This window comes from Leptolyngbya sp. Heron Island J (genome assembly GCF_000482245.1).
In the GTDB taxonomy this organism is placed as follows: domain Bacteria; phylum Cyanobacteriota; class Cyanobacteriia; order Phormidesmidales; family Phormidesmidaceae; genus Leptothoe.
In genome coordinates, this window is the sequence record NZ_AWNH01000010.1 from 17,524 (window position 1) to 40,905 (window position 23,382).

At 43.4% G+C, this 23,382-nt stretch carries 21 protein-coding genes and 4 pseudogenes; 12 read left to right on the top strand and 13 right to left on the bottom strand.

Going from position 1 to position 23,382, the window contains the following annotated elements:
- Positions 1-2: 2 nt before the first annotated feature.
- Positions 3-593, top strand: coding sequence for a TIGR02466 family protein (locus N836_RS41915; RefSeq protein WP_023070518.1), 591 nt, complete (start codon positions 3-5; stop codon positions 591-593).
- A gap of 198 nt (positions 594-791) precedes the next feature.
- On the opposite strand, the gene N836_RS41920 is transcribed toward N836_RS41915, so the two are convergent.
- From N836_RS41920 to N836_RS41935, 4 genes are all read right to left on the bottom strand, one after another.
- Positions 792-1,106: a hypothetical protein gene (locus N836_RS41920; RefSeq protein ID WP_023070519.1), complete on the bottom strand. Its 315-nt coding sequence runs from the start codon at positions 1,104-1,106 to the stop codon at positions 792-794.
- 112 nt (positions 1,107-1,218) lie between these two features.
- Positions 1,219-2,277: a methyltransferase gene (locus N836_RS41925; RefSeq protein WP_023070520.1), complete on the bottom strand. Its 1,059-nt coding sequence runs from the start codon at positions 2,275-2,277 to the stop codon at positions 1,219-1,221.
- 87 nt (positions 2,278-2,364) lie between these two features.
- Positions 2,365-3,759 carry an FAD-dependent oxidoreductase gene (locus N836_RS41930; RefSeq protein WP_023070521.1) on the bottom strand — a complete coding sequence of 465 codons (1,395 nt, stop codon included), beginning with the start codon at positions 3,757-3,759 and terminating at the stop codon, positions 2,365-2,367.
- A gap of 98 nt (positions 3,760-3,857) precedes the next feature.
- On the bottom strand, positions 3,858-4,544 hold the full coding sequence (locus N836_RS41935; protein WP_031291425.1) for a class I SAM-dependent methyltransferase: 687 nt from the start codon (positions 4,542-4,544) through the stop codon (positions 3,858-3,860).
- 458 nt (positions 4,545-5,002) lie between these two features.
- Here N836_RS41935 and N836_RS72750 point away from each other — a divergent pair, with 458 nt between their 5' ends.
- The 5 genes from N836_RS72750 (at position 5,003) to N836_RS41955 (ending at position 9,490) form a co-directional block, all read left to right on the top strand.
- Positions 5,003-5,206 (top strand): DDE transposase family protein, encoded by a 204-nt coding sequence (locus tag N836_RS72750; protein WP_023070523.1) that lies wholly within the window; start codon positions 5,003-5,005, stop codon positions 5,204-5,206.
- 93 nt (positions 5,207-5,299) lie between these two features.
- Positions 5,300-5,521: a hypothetical protein gene (locus tag N836_RS75565; protein WP_023070524.1), complete on the top strand. Its 222-nt coding sequence runs from the start codon at positions 5,300-5,302 to the stop codon at positions 5,519-5,521.
- Between the two features lie 83 nt (positions 5,522-5,604).
- Complete coding sequence (locus N836_RS41945) at positions 5,605-7,068, top strand: cytochrome P450 (RefSeq protein ID WP_023070525.1); 1,464 nt, start codon at positions 5,605-5,607, stop codon at positions 7,066-7,068.
- A 178-nt stretch (positions 7,069-7,246) separates the two neighbouring features.
- Positions 7,247-7,966 (top strand): hypothetical protein, encoded by a 720-nt coding sequence (locus N836_RS41950; RefSeq protein WP_023070526.1) that lies wholly within the window; start codon positions 7,247-7,249, stop codon positions 7,964-7,966.
- Between the two features lie 87 nt (positions 7,967-8,053).
- Positions 8,054-9,490, top strand: coding sequence for a cytochrome P450 (locus tag N836_RS41955; RefSeq protein ID WP_161634920.1), 1,437 nt, complete (start codon positions 8,054-8,056; stop codon positions 9,488-9,490).
- A gap of 402 nt (positions 9,491-9,892) precedes the next feature.
- Here N836_RS41955 and N836_RS76280 read toward each other — a convergent pair whose 3' ends face one another.
- Positions 9,893-10,060: a hypothetical protein gene (locus N836_RS76280; protein ID WP_023070528.1), complete on the bottom strand. Its 168-nt coding sequence runs from the start codon at positions 10,058-10,060 to the stop codon at positions 9,893-9,895.
- A gap of 51 nt (positions 10,061-10,111) precedes the next feature.
- Here N836_RS76280 and N836_RS41960 point away from each other — a divergent pair, with 51 nt between their 5' ends.
- The 4 genes from N836_RS41960 to N836_RS41975 all read left to right on the top strand — a co-directional run bounded on the left by N836_RS41960 (position 10,112) and on the right by N836_RS41975 (position 15,413).
- Positions 10,112-11,161 (top strand): methyltransferase, encoded by a 1,050-nt coding sequence (locus tag N836_RS41960; protein ID WP_023070529.1) that lies wholly within the window; start codon positions 10,112-10,114, stop codon positions 11,159-11,161.
- A gap of 38 nt (positions 11,162-11,199) precedes the next feature.
- A complete protein-coding gene (locus N836_RS41965) occupies positions 11,200-13,404 on the top strand; it encodes an anthranilate synthase component I (protein ID WP_023070530.1) in 2,205 nt (734 codons plus the stop codon).
- Positions 13,405-13,547: 143 nt separating this feature from the next.
- On the top strand, positions 13,548-14,048 hold the full coding sequence (locus tag N836_RS41970) for a nuclear transport factor 2 family protein (protein WP_152532033.1): 501 nt from the start codon (positions 13,548-13,550) through the stop codon (positions 14,046-14,048).
- A 324-nt stretch (positions 14,049-14,372) separates the two neighbouring features.
- Positions 14,373-15,413, top strand: coding sequence for an IS5 family transposase (locus N836_RS41975; protein ID WP_023070532.1), 1,041 nt, complete (start codon positions 14,373-14,375; stop codon positions 15,411-15,413).
- A gap of 91 nt (positions 15,414-15,504) precedes the next feature.
- Here the strand turns inward: N836_RS41975 and N836_RS41980 are convergent.
- From N836_RS41980 to N836_RS74345, 7 genes and pseudogenes are all read right to left on the bottom strand, one after another.
- Positions 15,505-15,804: pseudogene (locus tag N836_RS41980) on the bottom strand (IS4 family transposase); the annotation flags it as partial.
- Between the two features lie 120 nt (positions 15,805-15,924).
- A pseudogene (locus N836_RS0136895) lies at positions 15,925-16,371 on the bottom strand (ATP-binding protein); the annotation flags it as partial.
- 23 nt (positions 16,372-16,394) lie between these two features.
- Positions 16,395-17,432 carry a hypothetical protein gene (locus tag N836_RS41985; RefSeq protein ID WP_023070536.1) on the bottom strand — a complete coding sequence of 346 codons (1,038 nt, stop codon included), beginning with the start codon at positions 17,430-17,432 and terminating at the stop codon, positions 16,395-16,397.
- Between the two features lie 85 nt (positions 17,433-17,517).
- A complete protein-coding gene (locus N836_RS77370; protein ID WP_023070537.1) occupies positions 17,518-17,853 on the bottom strand; it encodes a hypothetical protein in 336 nt (111 codons plus the stop codon).
- 109 nt (positions 17,854-17,962) lie between these two features.
- On the bottom strand, positions 17,963-19,471 hold the full coding sequence (locus N836_RS41995) for a recombinase family protein (protein WP_023070538.1): 1,509 nt from the start codon (positions 19,469-19,471) through the stop codon (positions 17,963-17,965).
- A 100-nt stretch (positions 19,472-19,571) separates the two neighbouring features.
- On the bottom strand, positions 19,572-20,264 hold the full coding sequence (locus tag N836_RS42000; RefSeq protein ID WP_023070539.1) for an IS5 family transposase: 693 nt from the start codon (positions 20,262-20,264) through the stop codon (positions 19,572-19,574).
- 232 nt (positions 20,265-20,496) lie between these two features.
- Positions 20,497-20,751 (bottom strand): annotated as a pseudogene (locus tag N836_RS74345) (transposase); the annotation flags it as partial.
- Between the two features lie 172 nt (positions 20,752-20,923).
- On the opposite strand from N836_RS74345, the gene N836_RS42005 reads away from it, so the two are divergent.
- Complete coding sequence (locus tag N836_RS42005; protein ID WP_023070540.1) at positions 20,924-21,823, top strand: helix-turn-helix transcriptional regulator; 900 nt, start codon at positions 20,924-20,926, stop codon at positions 21,821-21,823.
- 185 nt (positions 21,824-22,008) lie between these two features.
- On the opposite strand, the pseudogene N836_RS78120 reads toward N836_RS42005, so the two are convergent.
- Positions 22,009-22,233, bottom strand: a pseudogene (locus N836_RS78120) (integrase core domain-containing protein); the annotation flags it as partial.
- 197 nt (positions 22,234-22,430) lie between these two features.
- On the opposite strand from N836_RS78120, the gene N836_RS42010 reads away from it, so the two are divergent.
- A complete protein-coding gene (locus tag N836_RS42010; protein WP_161634921.1) occupies positions 22,431-23,273 on the top strand; it encodes an AraC family transcriptional regulator in 843 nt (280 codons plus the stop codon).
- Positions 23,274-23,382 lie beyond the last annotated feature (109 nt).

Consider the following 23,382-nt stretch of genomic DNA (forward strand, 5'->3'; position numbering starts at 1 on the left):
TCTTGAAATGGGGGAAGGGTGTGCCGTTTGAGTTCTTCTTTCCCAAGACGTTTTACTATCGAGATGATTTGCTCTCAGAAAAGGCTAATAATACGCTGGTGGACGTTGCTCTTGCCTTAAGACAGGAGATTCCCAACTCGACCAGGCAGAACTTATATACAACCTTTGGTTCTGTCGCCAATTTATTAACGCGCGAGCCCTTTCACGCATTGCGTGACGCTCTACGCGATGAAGTTGTCTTATATCTAGAGCAAATCGAGACGCGATCGGATAAGCAATGGATGATTAGTGATTCATGGGTTAGTATCTCCTCTCCAGGAAATTACGAGCGGATGCACACCCATCCGGGAGCCTATATTAGCGGTGTTTACTACATTAAGGCACCGCCTGAGAGTGGCAAGATATTTTTCGAAAACCTGGAAGACAACTTATATTATTCAGGGCGTTCTCGGAGGGAGAATTATAATGTTGTTAGCTATGAACCGTGGAATCGTCGTCTTATCCTTTTCAATAGTAAAGTTCCTCATCATGTTGGGCAAAATCTATCAGATTCTGAGCGAATTGCTCTAAGCTTCAACGTTACAGCGTTATAGTTGCTGAAGTTAGGTCTGTCATTTCAATCGTTGTTACGGATGATTAGGTTATCTTTGCTTAATACAACAGCAGACAATATGATTGGAGCTAGCACGCTGACAATGGATAAACGCATTTGATGGTTACAAGTGATAAGTAGCTTTCAGAGAAGCTTTACAGTATTACATCAAGTATTCTGACTGTTGCCTAACTAATCGCTATAAACTGTTACCAATCAAATAATTGAGTTTACGATCGCTCGGCTGAAAAATCTTTCCTCCATCTGCCGCCCGAATCCGCAGGCTACCTCGGGTGCCGCCCCCGGCATAGCAGCTATCTAACACAGCGGTAACATTATCCGTATCCAGAGCCGACATTAACAAAAACAAGGTGCGCCCCATAATGTCATCCACCGTATTGATTTCATCATCGATGTCACCGGGGACAAAGGTGCTATTGAGGTCGTCATCATCGGCAGGTTCTGGGTCAATGACCTGTGGAGCCGTGGCCAGAAAACCGAAATAAGACCGCATCGCCGGGTTTGGTTGGCTTAATCAGATGGTCTTCAAAGGTGGTGAGAATATTATCGCGGGGTAAGAAAGACGCACAAGCTTTCTCTCTATTTAATTGAAACACACTTATAGCCTATGAGCAAGTTCCCTCAAGTATACTCACAGGGCCAGAAGGTGAGAGAATCTCTGTTAGATGAAAGCCAGCCGATTGGAAGATTTCCCTATATTCATTTTCAGTACGCTCTTTAGCACCAGTATCTATAATCATCAATTCTAAATCTAGAAGCTTATTGAAGCAAGGTTCATTTCCTTCAGGAATAACTGCTTGAATCACCAACAATTTACCGTCTTCTTTCATGCTTCGACGAATATTCTTGAGGATTCGAATGCAAGACTCGTCGTTGAAATTATGTAGGATTTGTGACAGTATATACGCGTCTCCATTAGTGGGGACAGAGATAAAAAAGTCTCCACTCACTATCTCACAGCGATTTGTAATACCCGCTTCTTCCATCAAGGTTCCAGCATCATTGACTACTTGAGGCAAGTCGAAAAGTATACCCTGAATTTGCGAATTCTCAATGAGTATTGGAGTAATAAGAGCACCATAGCTACCTCCTATATCAACGAGCGTTTCGACATCAGAAAAATCATAGGTCTCAAGAACCACAGGAACAATTGTGTTTCTTGTAAAATCAGTCATAGCGTTGCTGAATATCTTATTAGACTCAGGATTTTCCGCAAAATAGGCATAGGCATTCTCAGCCTGGTATAGATCTTCTAACGGTAGTTTATCAGTTTGGATGATGTCGAACATCTTTCCCCATGACTGCCAGCTCCACTCATCGCCTATGGCCATTGATAGAGAGCGCAAAGAGTGAGTGCTGTCACTCCTGAGATACTCAGCGTGCTCGTTTAATGAAAATTTTCTTGGCTCAACTTCAGTAAAAATATCAACACTAGCAAGCGCACGGAGTAATCGATATAATCTAGATGCTTTGGCACCTGTTAATTTTGATAGCTCGTCAACGTGTTTCTCGCCCTCTATTAGAAGATCAGAAATTCCTAAATGGGCCGCGACGTAGATAGCTTGAGACACCCAAGCCCCTGTAATTTTATGAATCATATCTGTTGCTACTGATTCTTCAAGTTTTTGAGAAGAACTTGACATAATTAATTCCTGAGTTTGCATGCTAAATACCTCATATATAGAACTAGTAGCATTTTAGAGAAGTCTTCCCTCTAAAAAACTTTGGATACAAATCACTAAAAGAGATAACTATTTTTTCTTCTGTTGAGTTATGGTTTGTTTCAACACTTGAGTGCTTATTCTAGGGTGAAACAGCGTGCTAAAAGGCTTCACTCGGTGCATTACTTCTAGAAAACACTGATGTGCATATTCACTTTCAACACTGAGCGATAACACTCGTTCCATATACAACTGAGTAAACTGAGTCGCTAAGGTTGGCGTTTTACCTTTTGTCTCAGGCCAGCGAAAATCTTCTCCTGTCGTCATATACCAAGATTTTGAAATTTCTCTGCTAAGCTTTTTCTGGAAGTCCTGAGATAAGCCAGCTAAAATCTGGTTATGTTGCTTTGACGAGCGGTGTTTCAAACAATAGTCTAAGATTAAGGCAGCGGAGGCAGCTACTGTCATGCCCTGTCCATAGACCGGATTAAAGGAGCAAACAGCATCACCCACAATCACGAAGTGACCTGGAAATCTAGAGCACTTCTCGTAGTGGCGCAATCGATTCGCCATTCCTCTATAGGCACAGATACTAGAAACAGGCTTCGCCTCTTTAATGGCTTTAGATAGGACCGACGAATGTAAACCTCTAGCAAACGAGAGAAACTCAGACTCCTCGGTAGGCGGATAATCTCGGCCAGCACCAGCTAGAGTAACAATCCAACGATCATTTTCTGCTGGATAAATGACCGCACTTCTAGTACTAGGGGACTTTGCATCCACGTATAAACACTTCCACTCAGAACTTAAGGAGTCTGGGCGTTCATACCAACGACTAGCATAACCAGAAAAAGAGTCCACAATTGTTTCTTGCGGCACTGGATAGCCGAACTCTGCTAGCCACTTTGGCGCAGAGGAATTTCGTCCGCTTGCATCAACTATAAAATCACTATGTAGACTTATTTGAGACTTATTATGAAGTTGAACTCGTACGCCATCAACATTGGTCTTATTGACATCCATGAGTAGTCCGACGACACTTGCTGACGGCATAAAGACTATAGAATCATTAGCTGCTAATCTACGGCGGATAATTAATTCCAATAAATTTCTGCTGCACGCTAATGTAGTCAGCCCGGACGTAAATTGAGGTGCGCAACCACCCGTTCCTAGCCACTGCACGTCCGCAGTCCAGTCAATGACAGGAACATTTGCCTTAAGCAAATCGGCTTCGATACCAGGAAAGACTTGTTCTAAAATCTGTTGACCACGCTTGAGAAGCACGTGTACATGGTGTGACTGCGGCACACCTCGCCTATGGTAAGGTTCTGAGACAAGAATATCACGCTCAACAATAGTTACTTTGTCAAAATACTTGGTCAATATCTGAGCTGATAGAAGACCTGCAATACCACCACCAATCACAATCGCGTGACTAAAGAGGCGATGGCTATCTGTAGATATGGAAACTTTGGACTGAAGCATACTATGTCTTATACCAACACTTTTCTACAAAATAACTCAAGCTCTTCACCTTTCCGTTGTGCTTACGAATGATATATGATAAAAAGTTCAGAAAATCTCTAAATTCTCTTGAGCGCTAAGCTAACGCCGTCAGCGATGGGTAGTTGGGACAGCACTATTCGCTTATCGTCTTGCAACTTTTTATTAAGATCTCTAATAGCTCTAGTCTCCTGATCTTGAATAGATGAATCAACAACTTTACCCAGCCATAGAGTATTATCGATCATTATAATTCCACCTGAGCGGACTAGCTGCAAACATAGCTCGTAATATTCCGCATAGTTTTCTTTGTCTGCATCTATAAACGCAAAATCGAAAGTTCCCTTCTGCCCAGATGCTAGTAACTGATTGAGAGTCTTTATTGCTGGAGCTAGCCGCAAATCGATTTTATCGATAACGCCTGCCTGTTGCCAGTATTTCTGAGCGACTAAAGTATCTTCTTCACTTACATCACAAGCCACAATCTCTCCGTCCGGGGGTAAGGCTAACGCTACACAGAGCGAACTGTAGCCTGTGAACACACCTATGTCTAATGTTCTCTTTGCTTTCATTAGCTGTACTAGAAGTGCCATAAAATGACCCTGTTCGCGTGCAATTTGCATTACACCCATGGAGTGCTTAGCTGTTTCTTGCCGTAGATTGAACAAAGCTGCGTGCTCCTGTGGACAGATAGACAGCAGATATTTATGAAGGCTCTCATCTAAGCCAATAGTAGAACCGGCAGTCTGAATATCAAGATCTATCATTAGTAATCTCTCCATTACTTAAGATTGTATTTAAAACGAAACAGTCAAATAATCTTCAACTACATAAATTATTGAACGATATCACTCCAAAATCTTTCAGCTTTTTCCTTTTTACTAACAAGTTTCTACGATCATAATCTTCCTGCTATAGAGTCTAGACCTGTTGCGAAATCAGCAGTTAAAATAGCAAGGCTGCCGCTTTTCAGTTAAGTACAACATCCCTATGCTAGACATCAAACGAGCGCTCAATAATGGCCGTGTGATGTGCGTCTTGACTAGCTCTAATCGGGCTGCTTTCGAGCAGTTGCTGCTAAGCTTCAGCGCTGCTTACGAGGAAGCGCACCCGGTCCGAAGACCCGAAGACGAGCGGTTGGTGGCGGCAGACAACCTACCCTCAAACGCACGCCAGAGAAGTTGTTCTTCGTGCTTTTCTACATCAAAGTTATCCCACCTTTGATTTGGTTGGATTGCTGTCCGATGTTGACCGCTCTCAGTCCAATCGCTGGCTACACAAGCTACAGCCGATACTAGAAACTGCGCTTGGCAAAGAAATGGTACTGCCCGAGCGTCGAATTAAAAGTATGGCTGAGTTCATAGAACGCTTTCCTGAGGCAGAAAGTGTTATCATAGACGGCGTAGAGCGTTCAATTCAGCGACCCTAAAATAAAGAACGGCAACACCGAACCTACTCAGGGAAGAAGAAGCACAACACCCGTAAGCAGATAGGTGCCTGTGGCCCAGACAAGGGTGCTCTAGTGCTTACTCCGACGCACGACGGCAAGTTCCACGACAGATATCTGCTGGACTGTACCATTCTGGTTGAGCATATTCCTAGTGAGATTCCGAGTCAAGGAAACCTGGCCTTCAAAGGATTAGAAGAAGAGTATGAGAACATTCGCCTACCGCATTTTGCCAATGGAGCAAGTCTCAGTCAAGTCATTACTACTGGGCTGAAGACATTTTATATCAGACAGTAAGAACTTGAAAGAGTATAGGAAAATCCTGCAAGAAATAATTCTCATTCTGTAGATAATGGGAATAGATTCGACATCTGAAAGCTATGCGTATCTTAGATAGAACAGAAATTACACCTTCTAATTCTGAAAGCGAGAGTGCATTAGATAATTTTGTCAGTTTCCCAAATAGTGTTAAGGAATACTTTCGTCAGCGAAAGAAGAGCGAAAGTATTCCTGGACTCAACAAGCCCCATATATGGTCAGGAAATCTTAGAGATATTGAGAAAAGCGGTGGAATAAATAATTTTCTTCCAGCATTGCATAGAAGTTACGGATCTGTAGCTAAGTTTTGGATGGGCCCATGGGATCTATGTGTATCGCTGAGTGATCCGGACCATATCTCACAGATTTCAAAGCTTCCTTATACGCCAAATTCATTGCAAAAACCGATGAAGTGGATGGGAAACGTTTTCTGGGTTGGTCGCTCTAGCGATAATATCGAAAGTGTAAGGCACGCGCGCGCTAAGCTAACGCCACTATTAGAAAGCTTGTTGACTTATTTATGCGAAAACGAGAAATACATACTCCATATGCTAGGTCGTTGGCAAGAAAACCGATGCCCTATCGATATAAAAGAAGATTTGAGCAAATCCATGTTTCAGACAACAGGAGTATCTATAATAGGAGAACAATTCGAACAATTTAGCAAAGAACTCCACCAATATCTTTCGTATATAGTCCAGGGAACACAAAACCGGGCAGAAGAGACATTTCCTCCTATTTGGAACCTTGATTACTGGAGATGGAAAATTTGTGTTTTTCGCATGCACCAGATAATAAGATATTTCGTCCGCAAAGAGCGAAAAAATAATGACACATATTTAAAAGAAAACTTTTTGTGCACGTTGGCATCTCAAAAAGACAAAGATGGAAAACCACTCTTTAAAGATAGTGAAATTCAGGGTTATCTAATTGACCTTCTTTTTGATTCAGGATTGCAGGCCACCCCTAGTGCTCTTACCTGGGTTTGTTATTCTATTGCTAAGAACCCAGATGTACAAAAAGCCATTCAAAATGAAATTGACTGCACCATAGCTCGTCGCTCTCCAAAGTGCAAGGATTTACAGAAGCTAACATACCTAAGTCAGGTTATTAAAGAGTCTATGCGTATGAACACACCCGTATCTTCTACAATGAGACGAGCTCATACAGATATAGATGTTGGAGGATATCTAATTCCTAAAGGAGCGAGTATTTGTATTCCCATTTGTGCCCTCCATCAAAGCCAGAGCCTTTGGGAAAACCCAAAGGATTTCAAACCAGAACGTTTTGATAGTTCTGCCATCAAGAAGCAACATCGTTATGCTTACTTGCCATTCGGCTTTGGAGAAAGAGGTTGTATTGGAGCAAGATATGCAGTTGCTGAAATGCAATGGGTTATCGCGATGATTTTACAGAAATTCTCATTTAGGCTTGAGAAAGAAGAAGATGTCATTTCTGAAATGAAGAATCTATCTTTGCAGCCTAGAGCTAGTTTGAGGCTGTTTATAGAACCAAGAAGTCAATAGACAGTTTCTTTTTATTAGATATTCGGACGGCCAGATAGGAGCTCTTATCCGATAAGACCCTTTGTTCCAAGGTATATAGGGTCGCTCTCTCAAATTTAGCAACCATTCGTTCAATTTATAGGTTTTCTAGAAACCTATAAGATTCCATCGCTATTGTTGACGTTTCTCAGGTTTTACAATGAAGGAAATTCTAGCATTCATACAAGCTAAGCAGCATAACTTCTCTCGTCTCCCGTTATTTTCATTTTTAAGAGATACAGGAATACCACCAAGAGACAGATTGAATTTTGGCCCTAGCTTTGCTGTCTTCGCAATGAATTTCAAGGAGCTCAATTCTCATATCTTATACAAAGAGTGCTCCGAGAATAATGAGATACAACGAATGATCAACCAGCATGCCAGAGAAGATGCTTTGCATTGGGAATGGATCCTAGAAGATTTTGACAAGCTCGGTTTTAATTCTGAATCAACTATAAACGATGCTTTACGGTTATTTTGGGGAGCAGAAACAAAAGCTTCAAGACAACATTTCTACGATATGGTGCGCCTTATTTATGAGTCAGAGCCTGTCTTTGTGTTGGTAATAATAGAAGCGATTGAAGCGACAGGAAATGTCTTCTTTAGTGCGCTTACTAGAGTAGCGAAAGAACTTCAAGTCGTAACTGAAGAGGACTATCGGTACTATGGAAAACATCATCTATCGGTAGAAACCGGACATGCTATAGGTACGGCAGATATAGAAAATATACTGGATTCAATCTCTTTAACTAATGAAGAGATTGAAAAAGCATTTATCCTAGTTGATAAAATATTTTCAGGTTTTTCTGAGTTGCTCAACGAATATCACACTTATGCAAAGACACATGCACCTGCTCGTTCAAGTATTGCGAGCATTTGAAAGTATTTTACGAATTGAAGACTACAAGAGCGGTATATGTACGAATCAATAACTGCGTTCTCGACACGGTTTATTTCCTGGATTCCTATGGAATTTTTATTTCTCCTAGCTGCTGGTTGCTTAGGGTTCAGGTTATATTCATTTGTTAGATGGAAATATGTTGGCAATCAATTACCAGGCCCACCATCAGATATGTGGTTCGGAAACCTCAGAGAAATCAAACAATACGCGGGTTTCTTTGATTATCTGCCGAGCATGCATAAGCAATACGGAAAAATATTCAGATTCTGGATGGGGCCAACCAACTTAATAGTATCAATCAACGACCAGGAGATTCTTGCAGAGACAGTTCCTCTTCTACACCAGCGTCCTGAAACAGCGAGAAAAGAACTGGGATGGCTAGGTAAAGAAAGTCCTACATTTAAGTGTCACGAAGAATTGCGAGAGATTAGAACAACGATCATGCCCTTGCTAGTAGGAAAATCTCTTGATTATCTATGCTTAGTTGGTCGAGGTCGTATGGAGAAGATGTTAGATAATTGGGCAATTTCTCCTCATGGCATTCGAGCTGAAGATGTACTAAGAGACACAACCTTTGACATCATCGGCGTTACGCTATTTGGCCAAGAATTTATCAGTACAAGTTTAGGACGGTCTTTTAGAAGTCTGTTTGTAGAGGTAATGAGAGAAGCTCACCCTAGATCTCAAGAAATAATTCCTGCTGTTTGGGATTATCGTTATTGGCGGTGGAAACAAAAGATCAGAAAGCTTCACAGCTGCGCAGAAGAGTTGATCAAACAGCGTAGATGTTCCTCTAAGACTTCGAAAAGAAAAGATTTATTATCATTGCTTCTCAATGAAAAAGATGAAAACAGAGAACTTCTCTTTTCAGATGAGCAAGCGCGTGCGACAATTGTGACTTTTGTGTTTGCTGGGTTCGATACTTCTGCTGCCTCTCTAACATGGATTCTTTACTTGCTTGCGACACATACTGATGCTCAGAGAAAAGCTCAGAGAGAGATCGACTGCATACTAGCTGGCAGACCTCCACAGCTTGAAGATTTAGCGAGCATGAGCTATCTCACTTGTGTAGTTAAAGAGGGACTGAGAATGTATCCTCCTGTGCCTGAAGCACTTAGAAAGATTGATTTCGATATTCAGAGAGAAAAATACTTCATTCCCAACGGTGCTACTCTTGTAATTCCTATATCCACACTTCACGCAGATGCCGAAAATTGGGAGAAGCCTTATTCGTTTGTGCCAGAACGTTTTGATTCTATGCATGAGCGAAAGCAACCTCGCTACAGCTATCTTCCATTCGGAGCAGGCCCGAAAAGCTGCATGGGAGCAAGATTTGCAATGACAGAAATTCGCTTAATGCTATCTATGATTCTACAACGATTTTCAGTTGAACTAGCTCCAAATCAAGATGTTGTTCCCGAGATGTATTCAATCATACTACAACCCAAGTACGGCCTGAAGATCAATGTTATCCCTAGAAAAGCCGACATGATGAATGTTTAACGTCACTGATGAACACGTCGTAGTTAGCTGAAGCTACTAGATAGAAGAAGCAGAATCGGAACAAATGAAAGAGTAGATTTGTGTTTTGCCGTTGAGAGATTAGAAAGTGGAACTTTTTCTAGTTCTGCTGGATTTTGTATTTCTCATGTCTAAGCGAGCATCGACAATTCTACGCTTCTCGGTTGCTTTTCAACCGAAGCCGACGGGTTAGGTACTGGTGCCGCTTGATGGGATGATTCGGCCAAAACGCTTATGATGCAGGAATTTTAGCATTTTTGAGAGAAAAACGCTAAAAGCCTTACTCCGCAAACTTTTCAGGCGTTTTTTTCACTAGATGGAACCAGTACCGACGGGTTACGATATTCAGTTTCCCAAATTTAAAAAACCGTGGAAACAATCCCCTTAGCTGATCTCGGCTGGAAATAGTTCAGGATGCTCCACAATCATCTGGTCTAAATAGCGTCGGAACGCTTTTCTATCGGAGACGAGGTGAGGATAATCGATGTCTTCTGGAACTGCAATATAGATCGTCTTATCCCCAGCTGTCGCTCGTTGGCGGCGAGGTTTCATGACTCTTCCTCCCTAAATGCTCATCTCCTTCTATTTTTCAAAGCACAAACTATGTCAGAACCAGAAATTTTTGAACAAAAGGCTCCGCGTCAATCGAGCCATATAAACTCGATGCAAGACTTACTTGCAACATTAACTGGATTCTGGGTATCCCAATCCGTCTATGCAGCGGTAGAACTGGGGATAGCTGATCTCCTCAAGGATGGTCCGAAACACGTTAGTGAGATTTCAGCAGTAACCGAAGCTGATTCAGGTGCTCTTTATCGACTAATGCGCAGTCTAGCCAGCGTAGGACTATTCACTGAAACCAAAAGAGAATGCTTCGAAATAACATCCGTAGGGACATGCCTTCAGGCTGACCATCCTAACTCTTTAAGAACAACAGCACTTTTACTTGGAAGGGAGCAGTTTAACCCTTGGGCTGATATTGTCTATAGTATTAGAACAGGGAAGTGTGCCTACAAATATCGCAAGGGCATGAGCTTCTTCAAACATCTAGAACAGGACGATAACGCAGCTACAACATTCAATGAAGCCATGACGGACTACATTCGAAATGTAGGTTTTTTTGTAGCAGAATCTTATGATTTTTCAAGATATAGTACAATAGTCGATGTTGGTAGTGGGCATGGTATTCTTTCTTCATCCATTTTAGATAGAAACCCTAAACTGAAAAGCATTCTCTTTGATACGCCTAATGTTATAGAATCAGCCAAGGAATATACTAGCGGTGATAAAACAGTAGGAAGGCTTGAATTTATTAGCGGAGACTTTTTCGAGTCTGTACCACAAGGAGGTGATATATATATTCTCTCAAATATTGTTCATAACTGGAATGACGAACGAAGTACTAAGATACTGAGAAATTGCTACGACGCAATGGTAGAAAATGGAAGATTGCTGCTCGTTGAGGTTGTTCTCCAGGCTGAAGAACAACCTCTCTTTTGTGATTTCTTGGATCTACATATGCTAGTGATGCTTGGTGGTAAAGAGCGCACTGAAGATGAATACAAAAATCTTATTTCCTCTAGTGGATTTGTGTTGAAGAGCATCATTGAAACCAATTTTTATCCAAGCATAATTGAGTGTGTGCGTGTATAAAGAAAAGAGAAATAGCTCTTGTTCGTGGGGGTCTTTCAATGAAAAAGGATGAGCTCAATTACGTTACCGATAAAGGAATCCAGATACATCGATCTACTGTTGAACTATCTATAGACAGAGCGCTAGACAGCGTTATATCAAGAATAGACAATCAACGAGGGGGATTACTCAAAAGCAGCTATGAGTATCCTGGTCGGTATAGTCGATGGGCGATAGGTTTTGTCAACCCACCTCTGATGATTAGTACAAAAGAAAATACGATTTCAGTTTCTGCCCTTAATGGGAGAGGAGTAGTTCTTGTACCTTGTCTAGCGCACTATTTAGAACTAATATCAGAGCTCAAGACTGTGAACTCTACCAAAGATAAGTTTGTTTGTCAGGTTAGTAGCCGCCATACGTTCTTTGAAGAAGAAGCTCGTAGTCGCCAGCCCTCCATCTTTACGGCAATTCGAGACATAATGAATACCTTCTTCAGCCTAGAAGATGAACATTTAGGACTGTATGGGACTCTAGGCTATGATTTGATTTTTCAATTCGAACCGATTGAGAAAGATCAGGTTCGTCCTGATAATCAGCGAGATTTAGTTTTATATCTGCCAGATGAACTTGTTATCGTAGATAACTGCGCACAGAGAGCATTTAAGTTACAGTACGAGTTTAAAACAAATTATGGCAACACCATCGGGCTACCTCGTTCTGGTGAAATAATTTCCTTTAAAGGAAAACGAAAACAGCTCTCTCACAGATGTGATCATGCACCAGGAGAATACGTAAACCATGTAGAAAAGGCACTCGAATGCTTTCGGCGAGGTGATGCATTTGAGTTTGTGCTGAGTCAATGCTTCTTCCAACGCTACTCAGCTCGTCCATCTACCTTATTTCAAAAACTTCAAAGCATCAATCCGAGCCCTTATAGTTTCATTTTCAATTTAGGTGGAGAATATCTCGTGGGCTCCTCTCCTGAAATGTTTGTTAGGGTAGAAGGTAGGCGAGTAGAGACTTGTCCAATCAGTGGAACTGTAAAGCGAGGAAGGAATGCGATTGAAGATGCTGTTCAAGTACGTCAATTACTCAATTCTGCAAAGGATGAGGCCGAATTAACGATGTGCACGGACGTTGATCGAAACGACAAATCGCGTGTTTGTGAACCTGGTTCTGTGAAAGTTATTGGACGTCGCCAAATAGAATTTTACAGCCATGTTATTCACACCGTTGACCATGTTGAAGGTGTTTTGAAGCCAGACTTAGATGCTATTGATGCGTTCCTCTCTCATACTTGGGCTGTCACGGTGACAGGTGCTCCAAAAAAGGCTGCTATTCAATTTATTGAGAAGCACGAGCGTAGTCCTCGTCGGTGGTATGGTGGAGCAATCGGCTACTTTAAATTCAACGGTGATTTGAATACCGGATTGGTTTTACGGACTGTCTACTTACAAGATGAGATTGCTGAGGTGCGTGTCGGTGCGACACTGCTCTATGATTCTATCCCTCAGCTAGAAGAACAGGAAACTATGCTGAAAGCAGCAGGAATAATACAAGCGCTAGAATCCTCTGAAGATAGGCTGGATACACAGTCTGTAAAACTGATACAGTCGCAGTCACAACCAGCGCAACTAATGTCAAACACAAAAGCCCTAAAAGTGTTATTAATTGATCATGAGGACTCTTTTATTCATACCCTAGCGAACTATTTCCGGCAGACGGGTGCTAGTGTGACAACGATTCGGCATGGATTCCCAGAATCATACTTTAACGTATACAAGCCAGAATTAGTCGTTCTATCTCCAGGACCGGGCCGTCCACATGATTTTCAAGTTGAACGAGCAGTAGAATACTGTGTGCGGCGCTCTATTCCATTGTTCGGCGTATGTCTAGGGCTTCAGGGTATCGTTGAAGCCTTTGGTGGTGAGCTAGACATTTTAGAGAATCCTTGTCACGGTAAATCTTCTCTAATCTCCGTGGATTTAAGCTCTGATCTCTTTAAGGGATTACCTCATACTTTTGAAGCTGGTCGATACCACTCTCTCTATGCGGTACCTAATCAGATGCCTGTATCGCTTAAAATAACGGCACGCTCAGCAGATAATGTTGTGATGGCAATAGAACATAAAACGCTGCCAATCAAAGCCGTACAATTCCATCCTGAGTCAATTATGACAGTATCGGACAATGCAGGTCTGACTATTATCAAAAATATGACGGATGTTTGTGTACGATCACCCAGCCGCTCCTGCATATCCTGACATGGTTCAACCTGGGTTCGATCAGAGTAGCGCTCTTAATTAGACCTTGCTAAATCATTGAAGTCCTGCTGAATAGTCTGTTTAAGGGTCCATATCTGACTCAGAGACTCTGATCGAACTACGCACTTACTATTCCTTTTAACATGAAATACAACTGCTTTTTTCCTCTTATACTCAGCGTTATAGTTCTGTTCTCAACTCCCCTGCTGGGCTATGACTTAGGTGATATGTATGCTAGCTCATCTGTGCAAAAAATAAGCACAGTAGAGTTTCGGCAGTTAGCCGACAAGATTTCTGCTGGTTGGAGCGAAGGCAATGCTAAGAAAGCTGCCTCTGCTTTTTCTGAAGATGTTGTTTTTTTCGAAACAGTTGACAACTTAAAATTCTCAGGACGTGAAGCGATTTATCAGTATTCCGGAGGAGACGATAGCAGTTCAGTAGATATGAATATGAGCTGGCATAATCTTGTTTTTGATGAAGAAAAACAGCTCGGATTTGGTGAATTTACTTTCCAACTCAATTCTAGCTATCAAATTCATGGTGTAGCAAGCATGACAGTACTTAATGGTTTGATAAGCAGTTGGCGTCAGTATTATGTTGAATCACCACTACCTTGGAATGGATTTGTTGATATGGGGGTATAGCATGGATCCTGACGAAAACATGTCATAGGCTGAAATTCTTTACCAGCAATTGTTTCAAGCATCGATTTTGAAAGTAGCCCAAAAAGTACTAACAAACAGACAAAACCAGGCTTGAATTTAGTACATTTGTTTTTATCTCTCAGTTTTTAGTCGCAGAGTATGGTTACCACTCTGCTTAAAAAAATAAAAGTGTAGTTGACTTACTTAAGTGTCGTTCTATTACCCAAAGAGTAGGTTTTTATTATAGGACACCTCGATTAATTCAAAAATAGAGTCTCAATATGAGATCGTGGTTACGGATTCGAGTTGGCAGGGAGATATCTCATGGGACAACAAGGATTTTGGGATTTTGAGACCTGTCACCAAAAACTGGAGTCCCAAAAGGATCTGTTGACTTGCCTGGACGAGATGATTCCATGGGATGAGTTTCGACCGATGTTAGGAAGCGTGTATGCCAAGCCCCGTAACCGTAAAGCGGGTCGTCCCCCAATCGATGTCATCGTTATGTTCAAGCTGTTAATCCGGCAACAGCTCTACAATATTAGCGATGATGAGCTGGAATACCAAGTGAATGACCGACTATCCTTTATGCGGTTTCTTCACCTGGGACTTGAAGACTCGGTCCCAGATGCTAAAACAATGTGGTCGTTCCGAGAACGCTTACGCAAGGCTGAGCTAGTGGAGCCATTGTTTGAGCAGTTTGGGGCATACCTGAACGCGACAGGCTACCAAGCCCAGTGTGGGCAAATTGTGGATGCGACGTTAGTTCCGGTTCCTAAACAACGGAACACTCGCGAGGATACTGCCACCATCAAAGCAGGCCAGGTGCCGGACGCTTGGCACGATAAGCCGCATAAGCTATCGCAAAAGGATGTCGATGCCCGTTGGACCCAAAAGAATGGGACATCTCATTATGGCTATAAAAACCATATCAATCGAGATGCGGGGCATGGGTTTATTCGTCGTTACACGGTCACCGAGGCCTCGGTTCATGATTCTCAAGTCTTGGGTCAGCTGCTGGATGCAGACAATGCCGATGATGAGCTTTGGGCCGATAGTGCCTATCTCTCGATAGCCATTGTCACGGTGTTAGAGATGATGGGCTTTGAAAGTCATATCAACGAACGTGCCTATCGCAATCGTCCTCTGAGTGAGATGCAGATAGCCGATAATCGTGAGCGTTCAAAAACGCGTGCCAAGGTTGAACATGTGTTTGGCGCAACGGTCAATGAGATGGGAGGCAAAGTTATTCGGACCATTGGGGTGGTGAGAGCCGAAACCATGCTCGGCCTCAGAAACTTGGCCTACAATTTCAAACGCTATGTCTTCTGGCAAAAACAAGACATGGCGGAAGTCACTGCCTAAACGACATGATTAGCAGCTCTAAAATGGACAAAATGAATAAGGCTTGTCCATTTGGAAACTTTCAACCTATAGAAAAGGCTGACTTTTCCTACTAAGTCGGGTTTGCTAGTTGCCATCCTTCAACCAAGTCCTGTAACTTTGCCCATCCTTTCCAAAGGACTTGAATCCCGATAGGCGTTTTCCGTCGATGTTCTAAATAGCCTCCCAAGCGAGCAATCGATTCAACCGCCCACTGGACCGTCAAGGTCTTGGGTAAACGAGTCGCCTTTGCTTTGAGGACCTGAATTTGAACTGGTGAGAGAACAGTCTCAGCAGGCAGCTGTGGTTGAGTGCGTTTTAAGTAGGTCAATCGCAACACATCAGCAGCAATGGCACACAAAAAGCCCAGTAAGTATCAAACGTCAAGTACAAAGCGTGTTGCGACAGCTATATAGACGTGCGTAGTCGTGAATATGAGAACGTTTAGATAACGCTGGCAAATGAGATTAAGACGACAGCTAGGATCGTTAAATTACGGCGGTCGTTGTTGGCTAGCATCAGCGTTGTTCTTATTCTGCTTATTGGCAGCCGCTTGTTTACGGTAGCTATGGGCTTTGATCTCAACAATGAGGGCATGATGCACCAGCCGATCAACGGCAGCCACGGTCATCATGTCATCGGTGAAGATATGGTGCCACTGGCTGCAGGGCTGATTGGCCGTGACCAGAAGACTTTTGTGTTCGTAGCGGTGAGCAATCAACTCAAAGAGCACGGAGGTTTCAGCTTCAGACTTTTTGACATAGCCAAGATCATCGATGACCAGGAGATCGTAGCGGTTGAGCTTTTTGAGAAGAGCAGGTAACTGTAAGTGAAGCTTGGCCTGTTGGAGTTGCTGAACGAGCGCAGTGGCCGAGCAGAACTTGGCGCGAGCCCCGAGATCAATGATGGCATAGGCAACAGCCGCTGCAAGATGAGTCTTAGCTCAACCATAACTATGTCTTCCTAAGAATTGGATTGTGGAGTGGAGCGCGACGGCTTTACAGCCTGACGTAAGCGTGTGATGAGTGCGGCATCATCGACGATAAGGTAGAACCCTGCAGGCCGTCGAACCACATCATCGGAGCTTAAAAAGCCATTCTGTATACGATTGTAGATCCAGAAAATCGGGACCCCCAGATGGGTGGCTAACCCTTGAACGGTCCACATACCATCCATTTTTTCTGCTCCTTTATGCTGTGATACTTGGCTCGGCCATTGCTGTTGACGGCGAATCTTCATAACACTGGAGGCTTTGAACTGTAGGTTACGTGCTGTGCGGAACCCAGCTTGATTCAGGGCTTGGGCAATTTGTAGATCAGTTTGGCCCTGCCGCCATAGGCGTTCAGTCAGTTTTAAAATGGCATCATATTGCGTGGCATCGGCCTGACACCAAATGGGTGGAGTCACAACGCCTTCCGAAAAATGACCACTGGCCCAGACAATTTTGACGTGGACTTGATCTGGCGCAATTCGTTTCAAAATGACACGAGCAATGAGAGAACGGAGCAGTTGTTTACGCTGTTCACTGGTCAATTGTTCACTAGACCAGATCTGTGGCAAGTGCTGATTAAGATCAGAAAATTGTTGTCTAATCTGTGATGGAATTTGATTGACAACAGTTTTTTGAGTAAATCGATGGGCGGCTTCTTGGGCTGTTTGCAACGCTTGCAATTGAGTTTCCCATTGTTGTTCTAGAGCTGCAGCCACTAATCGATTATCGGGGTCAACTTGTTCATAACGTCGTCTGGCTAAATCAACGTCGTATTGAGCTCGTTGAATCTGTTGTTGATGATAGTGTTCTAACCGACTATGTTCTTGATTTTGTTGGCTAATAACGTTGTCTAAAGCATCCAGTTGTGCCGGTGCAATGGCTTCAAAAAAAGCCTGAACCACAAACGTTTCAACCGGAGGTCCATCTAGATGAGCACACATGGGTTCGCCAAATGTTTTTGATAACCCTTCACAGGCATGCCGTACACCTGGCTTATAACAAACTTTCATACGTCGCCCACAACAACCACAGGTAGCCAACCCCTGTAGGAGAGCCGCTCCCTGGCGAGGAACTCCGCGTTGCCCACCCGATTGCTCAAGATATCGCTTTTTGAATATCTACTTCATCCGCCGAAATGATCAGTCGATAGGGCGAGACAGACTGCTTTCGATACTGTAACCATCTTCGTTTTACCCATTTGTACAATGTACTGTCTGGGGCTTCAAGGGTCCGTGCTAAATCGGGTAACCACCACTTATGTTCAGTTAAGCTCTCTGTTTTAACTCCCTTCGGTTGGCGTTGATATATCCCCAACCGACGCATTAGCTGGAGTACCCCGGCAGCTTTGAAGGGCGTGTGATGCCTCGGCGGATGAACGTCTTCTTGATTCAATTGATTCGCAATTTCAGTCGCATTAAACCCGTCTGTCACTAGGGTGCGAAACGCTCACACAATTGAGGATAAAAACTCAGAGATGCTCACCTGGCCACTGGACGAATGGTTTGATGCTCAGTCACCACACCGCCTGTCCATTCAATGGTCACCTTGACTTTTTCACTTGACGAATAATTTCTTTACGCTGGGCTTGAGTTGTTGTAGAAGCGTCCCAAAGTTTTGGAATGTCATGGGCCAATTGTTCAATAGCCGTGCGTTCTACAGTCGACCATTGACAAGGTTGTTGTTGGCAAAATCGTTGATACTCTTCCTGTAATTGTTGCTGTACTGTCGATTTTTCTTCCCACGCTTTAGCGAGTTGTCGCGCGACTAGACGATTTTCAGGTTCTACAAGTTGATAGTGACGACCCGCGCGTTCAGCCTCAATGGTGGCTCTCTCTAACCGTTGCTGCCAAACGGTGTCCAGCTCTTGACGAGCTGTTTCCAATTGGGTTGCAGCTTGGAGGGAGAGTTCTAAGGCGGCAGGTTTCAACGCCGCTAAGACCTGCGTGGTAATAAATTGATTCAAGGCTTGCCCAGGGATTCGCTGACACTGTTGTCCCGCATAATCGCTGAGCAAGCGATTGCAGACATATTCATGGGTCTGACCGTGACCACTATAGTGGACGGTCATGCGACAGCCACAAAACTGACAGACTAACAAACCTGATAACAACGCAGACCCATGACGGGCAGCTCTGATGGTTTCGGCCCGAGATTGATTGGCTCGTAACTGTTCCAAATTTTGTTGGTACTGTTCCCAAAAAATGTAAGCCGGTAACCGGTCTTTGATAAGGGCATGCCAATCGTCTGGCGCACTGGCCACACGACCCGTCCTCGGTTTGCCAAGTTGTTTCTTACGCGGATCTATTTGACGCCGACCATAGGCATAGGCACCTGCATAGGCTGGATTTTTGAGCATATTTTGCCAGGTTATTCGGTTAGGTTTGTGCCATTCCAACTCTCCTCGGTTGTTACCGATACGAACTCTGACACCCAGTTGAATTTCCTGACTTACCAAATACCGAAGCACCCCATTGAGGGTACCAATTTCCTGAAACTTTCGAAAAATTAAGCGAACAACCTGTTGAACTTGTTCATCGGGGTCCAAAATAATCTCACCCGACGGTCGACGCAGATATCCAATCGGTGGGTCAAACCGCAGCTCTCCTCGTTGCGCTTTGTTAAGCTTACCGATGAGCATACGTTGTTTTAAGATGTGGAGCTCAGCTTCACTCATCGTGCCCTTGAGACCCAGTAGTAACCGGTCATTGTATTGACTTGGGTCATACAGACCGTCGAGGTCTGCTATCAGTGTTCTAAAGAGGACACAGACTTCTAAAAGTTGATGCCAGTCTTTGGACGAGCATGCCAGACGAGACATCTCGATGCCTAGAATTAACCCTACATGGTTAAGACTGACTTCGGTGACTAGACGTTGAAATCCAGTACGCCCTTCTGCGCTTGCTCCCGATTTTCCCAAATCCTCGTCAATGACTAAAACCTGGTCTAATGGCCATCCCAACTGTTGAGCTTGATTAACCAAGTCGTATTGTAAACGAGTCGATTCTTGATGGTGATTAACCTTCTGTAGGGTGGATTGCCGGACATACATGACTCGCATTCCTCGTGGGTAGATGACTGGGCTGTCAGGTATTGGTCCACTAAGGCCACTAGCCGTAACAGCTTTTCAATTCCAACGATAGGGGCAGAACTCAGCTTGAAGCGGATGACGGCATTGTAGTTGGGTGTTCTCGACGACCCATCGATATGGAGCAGGGACAAACCCCTCTCCTAGTTTTGTTGTGACTTCTAGAATACGATGATGAGCGTGTTCTATCAGCTCTCCTAAGATTCCTATTATACGCTTGGTCCGCTAACACTTTCTCAAGCCTCACATAGGCCTCTAATACAGGTTCTAACACTGCTACTGCTGCTTTAATATCCGCCATATTGGCGGCACTAACAAAACAATTTAACACCATGCCTAAGATGTCAACAACGGTATGACGCTTACGACCCTTGACACACTTATGGCCATCAATCCCTTGGTCAGGACCTTTCTTCTCTGAGGTCCTCACGGATTGACTATCAATACTTGTCAAGCTCGGTTGCTCATCTCGCCCCTCTGCGAGTCTTACTAACTTTACCAAGTGCTCATTCATCTGGTCCCACAAGCCTATCTTGACCCAACGACGATAATAATCGTAGACGGTTGACCAGTTGGGCAGGTCATGGGGCATCGCACGCCATTTGATACCGTTATCGGCCCAATACAAAATGGCATTCACGATCTCTCGTAAGTTGACTTCTTGAGGATGACCGACACCTTGATGGACGGGAATTAATGGCTTAATCAAGTCCCATTCGTCATCGCTTAAATCGGAAGGATAAGAAAGACGGGGCATAGCCTCCTCCAGTGCTAACAACACTGCTGGTTATACAGGGACGAAAGAAGAGATATTCACTCCTTTACAATAATTCACGAACCCATTCTTACCTAAATCTGAGGGATAAGGAAGATGGTTCATAGCCTCCTCCAGTGCTAACAACACTGCTGGTTATACAAGGCCGAAAAGGGGGATATTCACTCCTTTACAATAATTTACGAACTCATTCTTACTTAAAATTGACCGTCTTTAAACCACACCACTTGAACAAGGAATGGGCAAACCCAATAGTCTGACGTAGCTTCTGTCTATATACCGACTTCAGCGTCAGTAGGGTCTCTATCGCTAAGTTGCTGTACGTATCCAATGCGCCCGGTTTGCCTGTCTTTTCTGTATTCTTCCATGTGGCTAAAACATCTTCCTCTAGTCAGACGAGAAGGCTACCTCGGCTAACTAATCTAGCGTTATAATCTAACCAGTTGCGAAGCTTGTAGTGAGATGTCATAGGTTTCGTTATTTGTTGTGGTAACTACAACTTACCAAGCTCTCTCTACCCTCCGCAGCCTCCTATCGACCGATTTGTGCAACAAAGCCCTGTAGGTAAGCACGTAGATGGTTGCATTCACTATTTTCAGCGAAGGCAATTGTCAGAGAACTATAATTTCAAAGAAATATAAATGAATATGCATCTACCGAACGGAGTAAACTTCGCGAAAGAAAATGAGAATCGAAGAATCCTGCAAAATCAGTCTTTAATATCCAGCAACTATACTGAATGGAACGGCGTTTATTGCGAATATCGAAAAAGTGTTCCTGGCGAAGTTCCTCAACATTTTTCTCAGCAGCATCTGATTATAATTAACACTGAAGTTGACGGAGAAACTCAGTACGAACAGAGACTAGGTGACCAAGTGAAGTATGAGCAACTGAGAGAAGGGGACGTTATTATAGTGCCAGCTAATGTTGAAAATGGAGCTCGTTGGTACGCAGAGCATTGCTATATCCTTCTCAGTATAGATGCAAATCTCTTCCAAAGCAGTGCTCTTAGACTGATGAATTCACGTGAAAGTTACCTCATTCCTCACTTTGCCAAACCCGATTCCTTTTTGTATGGTATTGGATTAGCGCTCAAGCAAGAGCTTGAATCTATGAAAGAAGTGAATCAACTTTATATTGACACTTTGATAGAAACAATGATTGCGTATCTTATCAAGAACTACACAACTTGTTCAGAGTATGTAAGGCACTGCGGCAACCCATCAAAGATCAAGGTACGAAAAATTATTGATTATATCAATGATAACCTTTGCGAAGATATATCACTGGCTGAGCTAGCTGGACTAGCTAATGTGACACCAAACTATTTTTCTACTATGTTCAAAAAAACTGTTGGGATTTCACCTCATCAATACATTCTTCGATGCAAAATTAGCCGAGCCAAACAACTACTTAATAATCATGATCTTTCAATTGCTCGCATAGCTCAAGATCTTGGTTTCTCTCATCACAGTCATCTAACTTACCATTTTAAGCGCTTGGTGGGTATCACGCCTAAGTATTTTCGAGATAACTTTTAGTAATATAAGAATTATGTATTGACAACAGTCCATCCATAGTATCAAGCGAAGATAGCTTCTATTACATGGTCCAGAATAAACTGACGGATGACTGGCACAAACAACTGAAATGCACCCCTAATTTTGGACGGTAAAATCAGGTGACATCGAGTCTGGACTCATATATATCAATCTGAGACACTCGACTATTCCGCCCTCCACTTTGTTTCAAATTCGCTGGGTGTCATACAGTCCAAAGAAGAATGAATTCTCTTCTTCATATACACCTCGTCTAAAAACTCTTCTATTCTGTTATACACCTCATTAAAGTTGCGATAGTCTGACAAGTCAACCTCCTCTTCTTTAATGGTTCTCATGAGGCGTTCAGCATAGCCATTTTCATAGGCTTTACCCACACCTGTCATAAATATTGGCCACCTGTTCCATGGGAATTGAATATATGTCGAGATGATGATGCAATAGCCATTTTTTAGAGTTCTTTCAAACTTAACAGTCAAATTTAACAGCAGCCAACAGTTAAGGGATGGCTGAGATCTTGTCCCAGTCTCAAGCGGGGTTGGCAAATTGGCAAAAATCTGCAAAAACGGGCGTAACCAAAAGTAATGATATGCCATCTAAAGCAGCCCAAGTCACTGTCCAGGCGTGCCAGTCCGATGGCATACTGCTGGAGAAATATGTATACACCCCCGGCGGCATTAACCCCCTGCCCAAGCACACCCATGTCGAATACCAGTTTGGGTTGAGCTTTGACTGTCAGGGTGAGTATTTCTATCGTGGTGCTTACCAGGCGATTCCTCCAGGCAGTTTAAGCATCATCCATTCTGGTGAGGTGCATGCGCCCAGCGATCGCACTTTTCTACCAAACCCGGCTCATTTTGCCATGGCCCATATCGAGCCGATGTGGCTACAGCAAGCGGCGGCAGAAATGGCCAACCGGCCCAGCAGCGAGCCTTTTTTTCCAGCTGTTTTAATCACTGACCCTGAGTTAAATCGATTATTTCTAAATCTACAGTCGGGTAGACACCCGTCCAAACTTGAGCAAGAGACGGCACTGTGGGAGTTTCTCATCTATTTGATTGCACACTATGCCTCGAACCAAACCACTGTCTCATCCATTAAGTCAGGTCACCCAGCAGTGGAGCAAGCTCGCGATTATCTCCATGGCCATTATGCCGATGATATTTCCCTTGAAGACATGGCTGCGATCGCAGGCTTAAGTCGATTTCATTTTTGCCGTGTGTTTAAAAAAACGGTGGGGATTACCCCTGGGGCCTATCAAACCCAGCTACGCATCGACCAATCCAGAAAGCTTTTAGCCCAGGGGTTCTCCATCGCCACCGTTGTCGAAATGACCGGATTCTACGACCATAGCCACTTTGGCTGGCACTTTAAACGTCAGGTAGGAACAACTCCTGGCAGCTATGTCCGCAAGATTGTACTAAAAAGATAGCAATATCTTCCTAGTTTTTTGAGTAATGACGTTTGTAACATTTAACTGTCATTAACAATTAAAAACACCTGGATCGAGACGGACCCAGTCTTTGCACCCAGTCTTTAGA

Excerpts from the sequence above, each read along its gene's own strand:
- N836_RS41920 (WP_023070519.1), bottom strand. The coding sequence starts at position 1,106 with ATGCGGTCTTATTTCGGTTTTCTGGCCACGGCTCCACAGGTCATTGAC.
- N836_RS41925 (WP_023070520.1), bottom strand. The coding sequence starts at position 2,277 with ATGCAAACTCAGGAATTAATTATGTCAAGTTCTTCTCAAAAACTTGAA.
- N836_RS41930 (WP_023070521.1), bottom strand. The coding sequence starts at position 3,759 with ATGCTTCAGTCCAAAGTTTCCATATCTACAGATAGCCATCGCCTCTTT.
- N836_RS41935 (WP_031291425.1), bottom strand. The coding sequence starts at position 4,544 with ATGATAGATCTTGATATTCAGACTGCCGGTTCTACTATTGGCTTAGAT.
- N836_RS41945 (WP_023070525.1), top strand. The coding sequence starts at position 5,605 with ATGCGTATCTTAGATAGAACAGAAATTACACCTTCTAATTCTGAAAGC.
- N836_RS41950 (WP_023070526.1), top strand. The coding sequence starts at position 7,247 with ATGAAGGAAATTCTAGCATTCATACAAGCTAAGCAGCATAACTTCTCT.
- N836_RS41955 (WP_161634920.1), top strand. The coding sequence starts at position 8,054 with ATGGAATTTTTATTTCTCCTAGCTGCTGGTTGCTTAGGGTTCAGGTTA.
- N836_RS76280 (WP_023070528.1), bottom strand. The coding sequence starts at position 10,060 with ATGAAACCTCGCCGCCAACGAGCGACAGCTGGGGATAAGACGATCTAT.
- N836_RS41960 (WP_023070529.1), top strand. The coding sequence starts at position 10,112 with ATGTCAGAACCAGAAATTTTTGAACAAAAGGCTCCGCGTCAATCGAGC.
- N836_RS41965 (WP_023070530.1), top strand. The coding sequence starts at position 11,200 with ATGAAAAAGGATGAGCTCAATTACGTTACCGATAAAGGAATCCAGATA.
- N836_RS41970 (WP_152532033.1), top strand. The coding sequence starts at position 13,548 with ATGAAATACAACTGCTTTTTTCCTCTTATACTCAGCGTTATAGTTCTG.
- N836_RS41975 (WP_023070532.1), top strand. The coding sequence starts at position 14,373 with ATGGGACAACAAGGATTTTGGGATTTTGAGACCTGTCACCAAAAACTG.
- N836_RS41985 (WP_023070536.1), bottom strand. The coding sequence starts at position 17,432 with ATGAAAGTTTGTTATAAGCCAGGTGTACGGCATGCCTGTGAAGGGTTA.
- N836_RS41995 (WP_023070538.1), bottom strand. The coding sequence starts at position 19,471 with ATGTATGTCCGGCAATCCACCCTACAGAAGGTTAATCACCATCAAGAA.
- N836_RS42000 (WP_023070539.1), bottom strand. The coding sequence starts at position 20,264 with ATGCCCCGTCTTTCTTATCCTTCCGATTTAAGCGATGACGAATGGGAC.
- N836_RS42005 (WP_023070540.1), top strand. The coding sequence starts at position 20,924 with ATGAATATGCATCTACCGAACGGAGTAAACTTCGCGAAAGAAAATGAG.
- N836_RS42010 (WP_161634921.1), top strand. The coding sequence starts at position 22,431 with ATGCCATCTAAAGCAGCCCAAGTCACTGTCCAGGCGTGCCAGTCCGAT.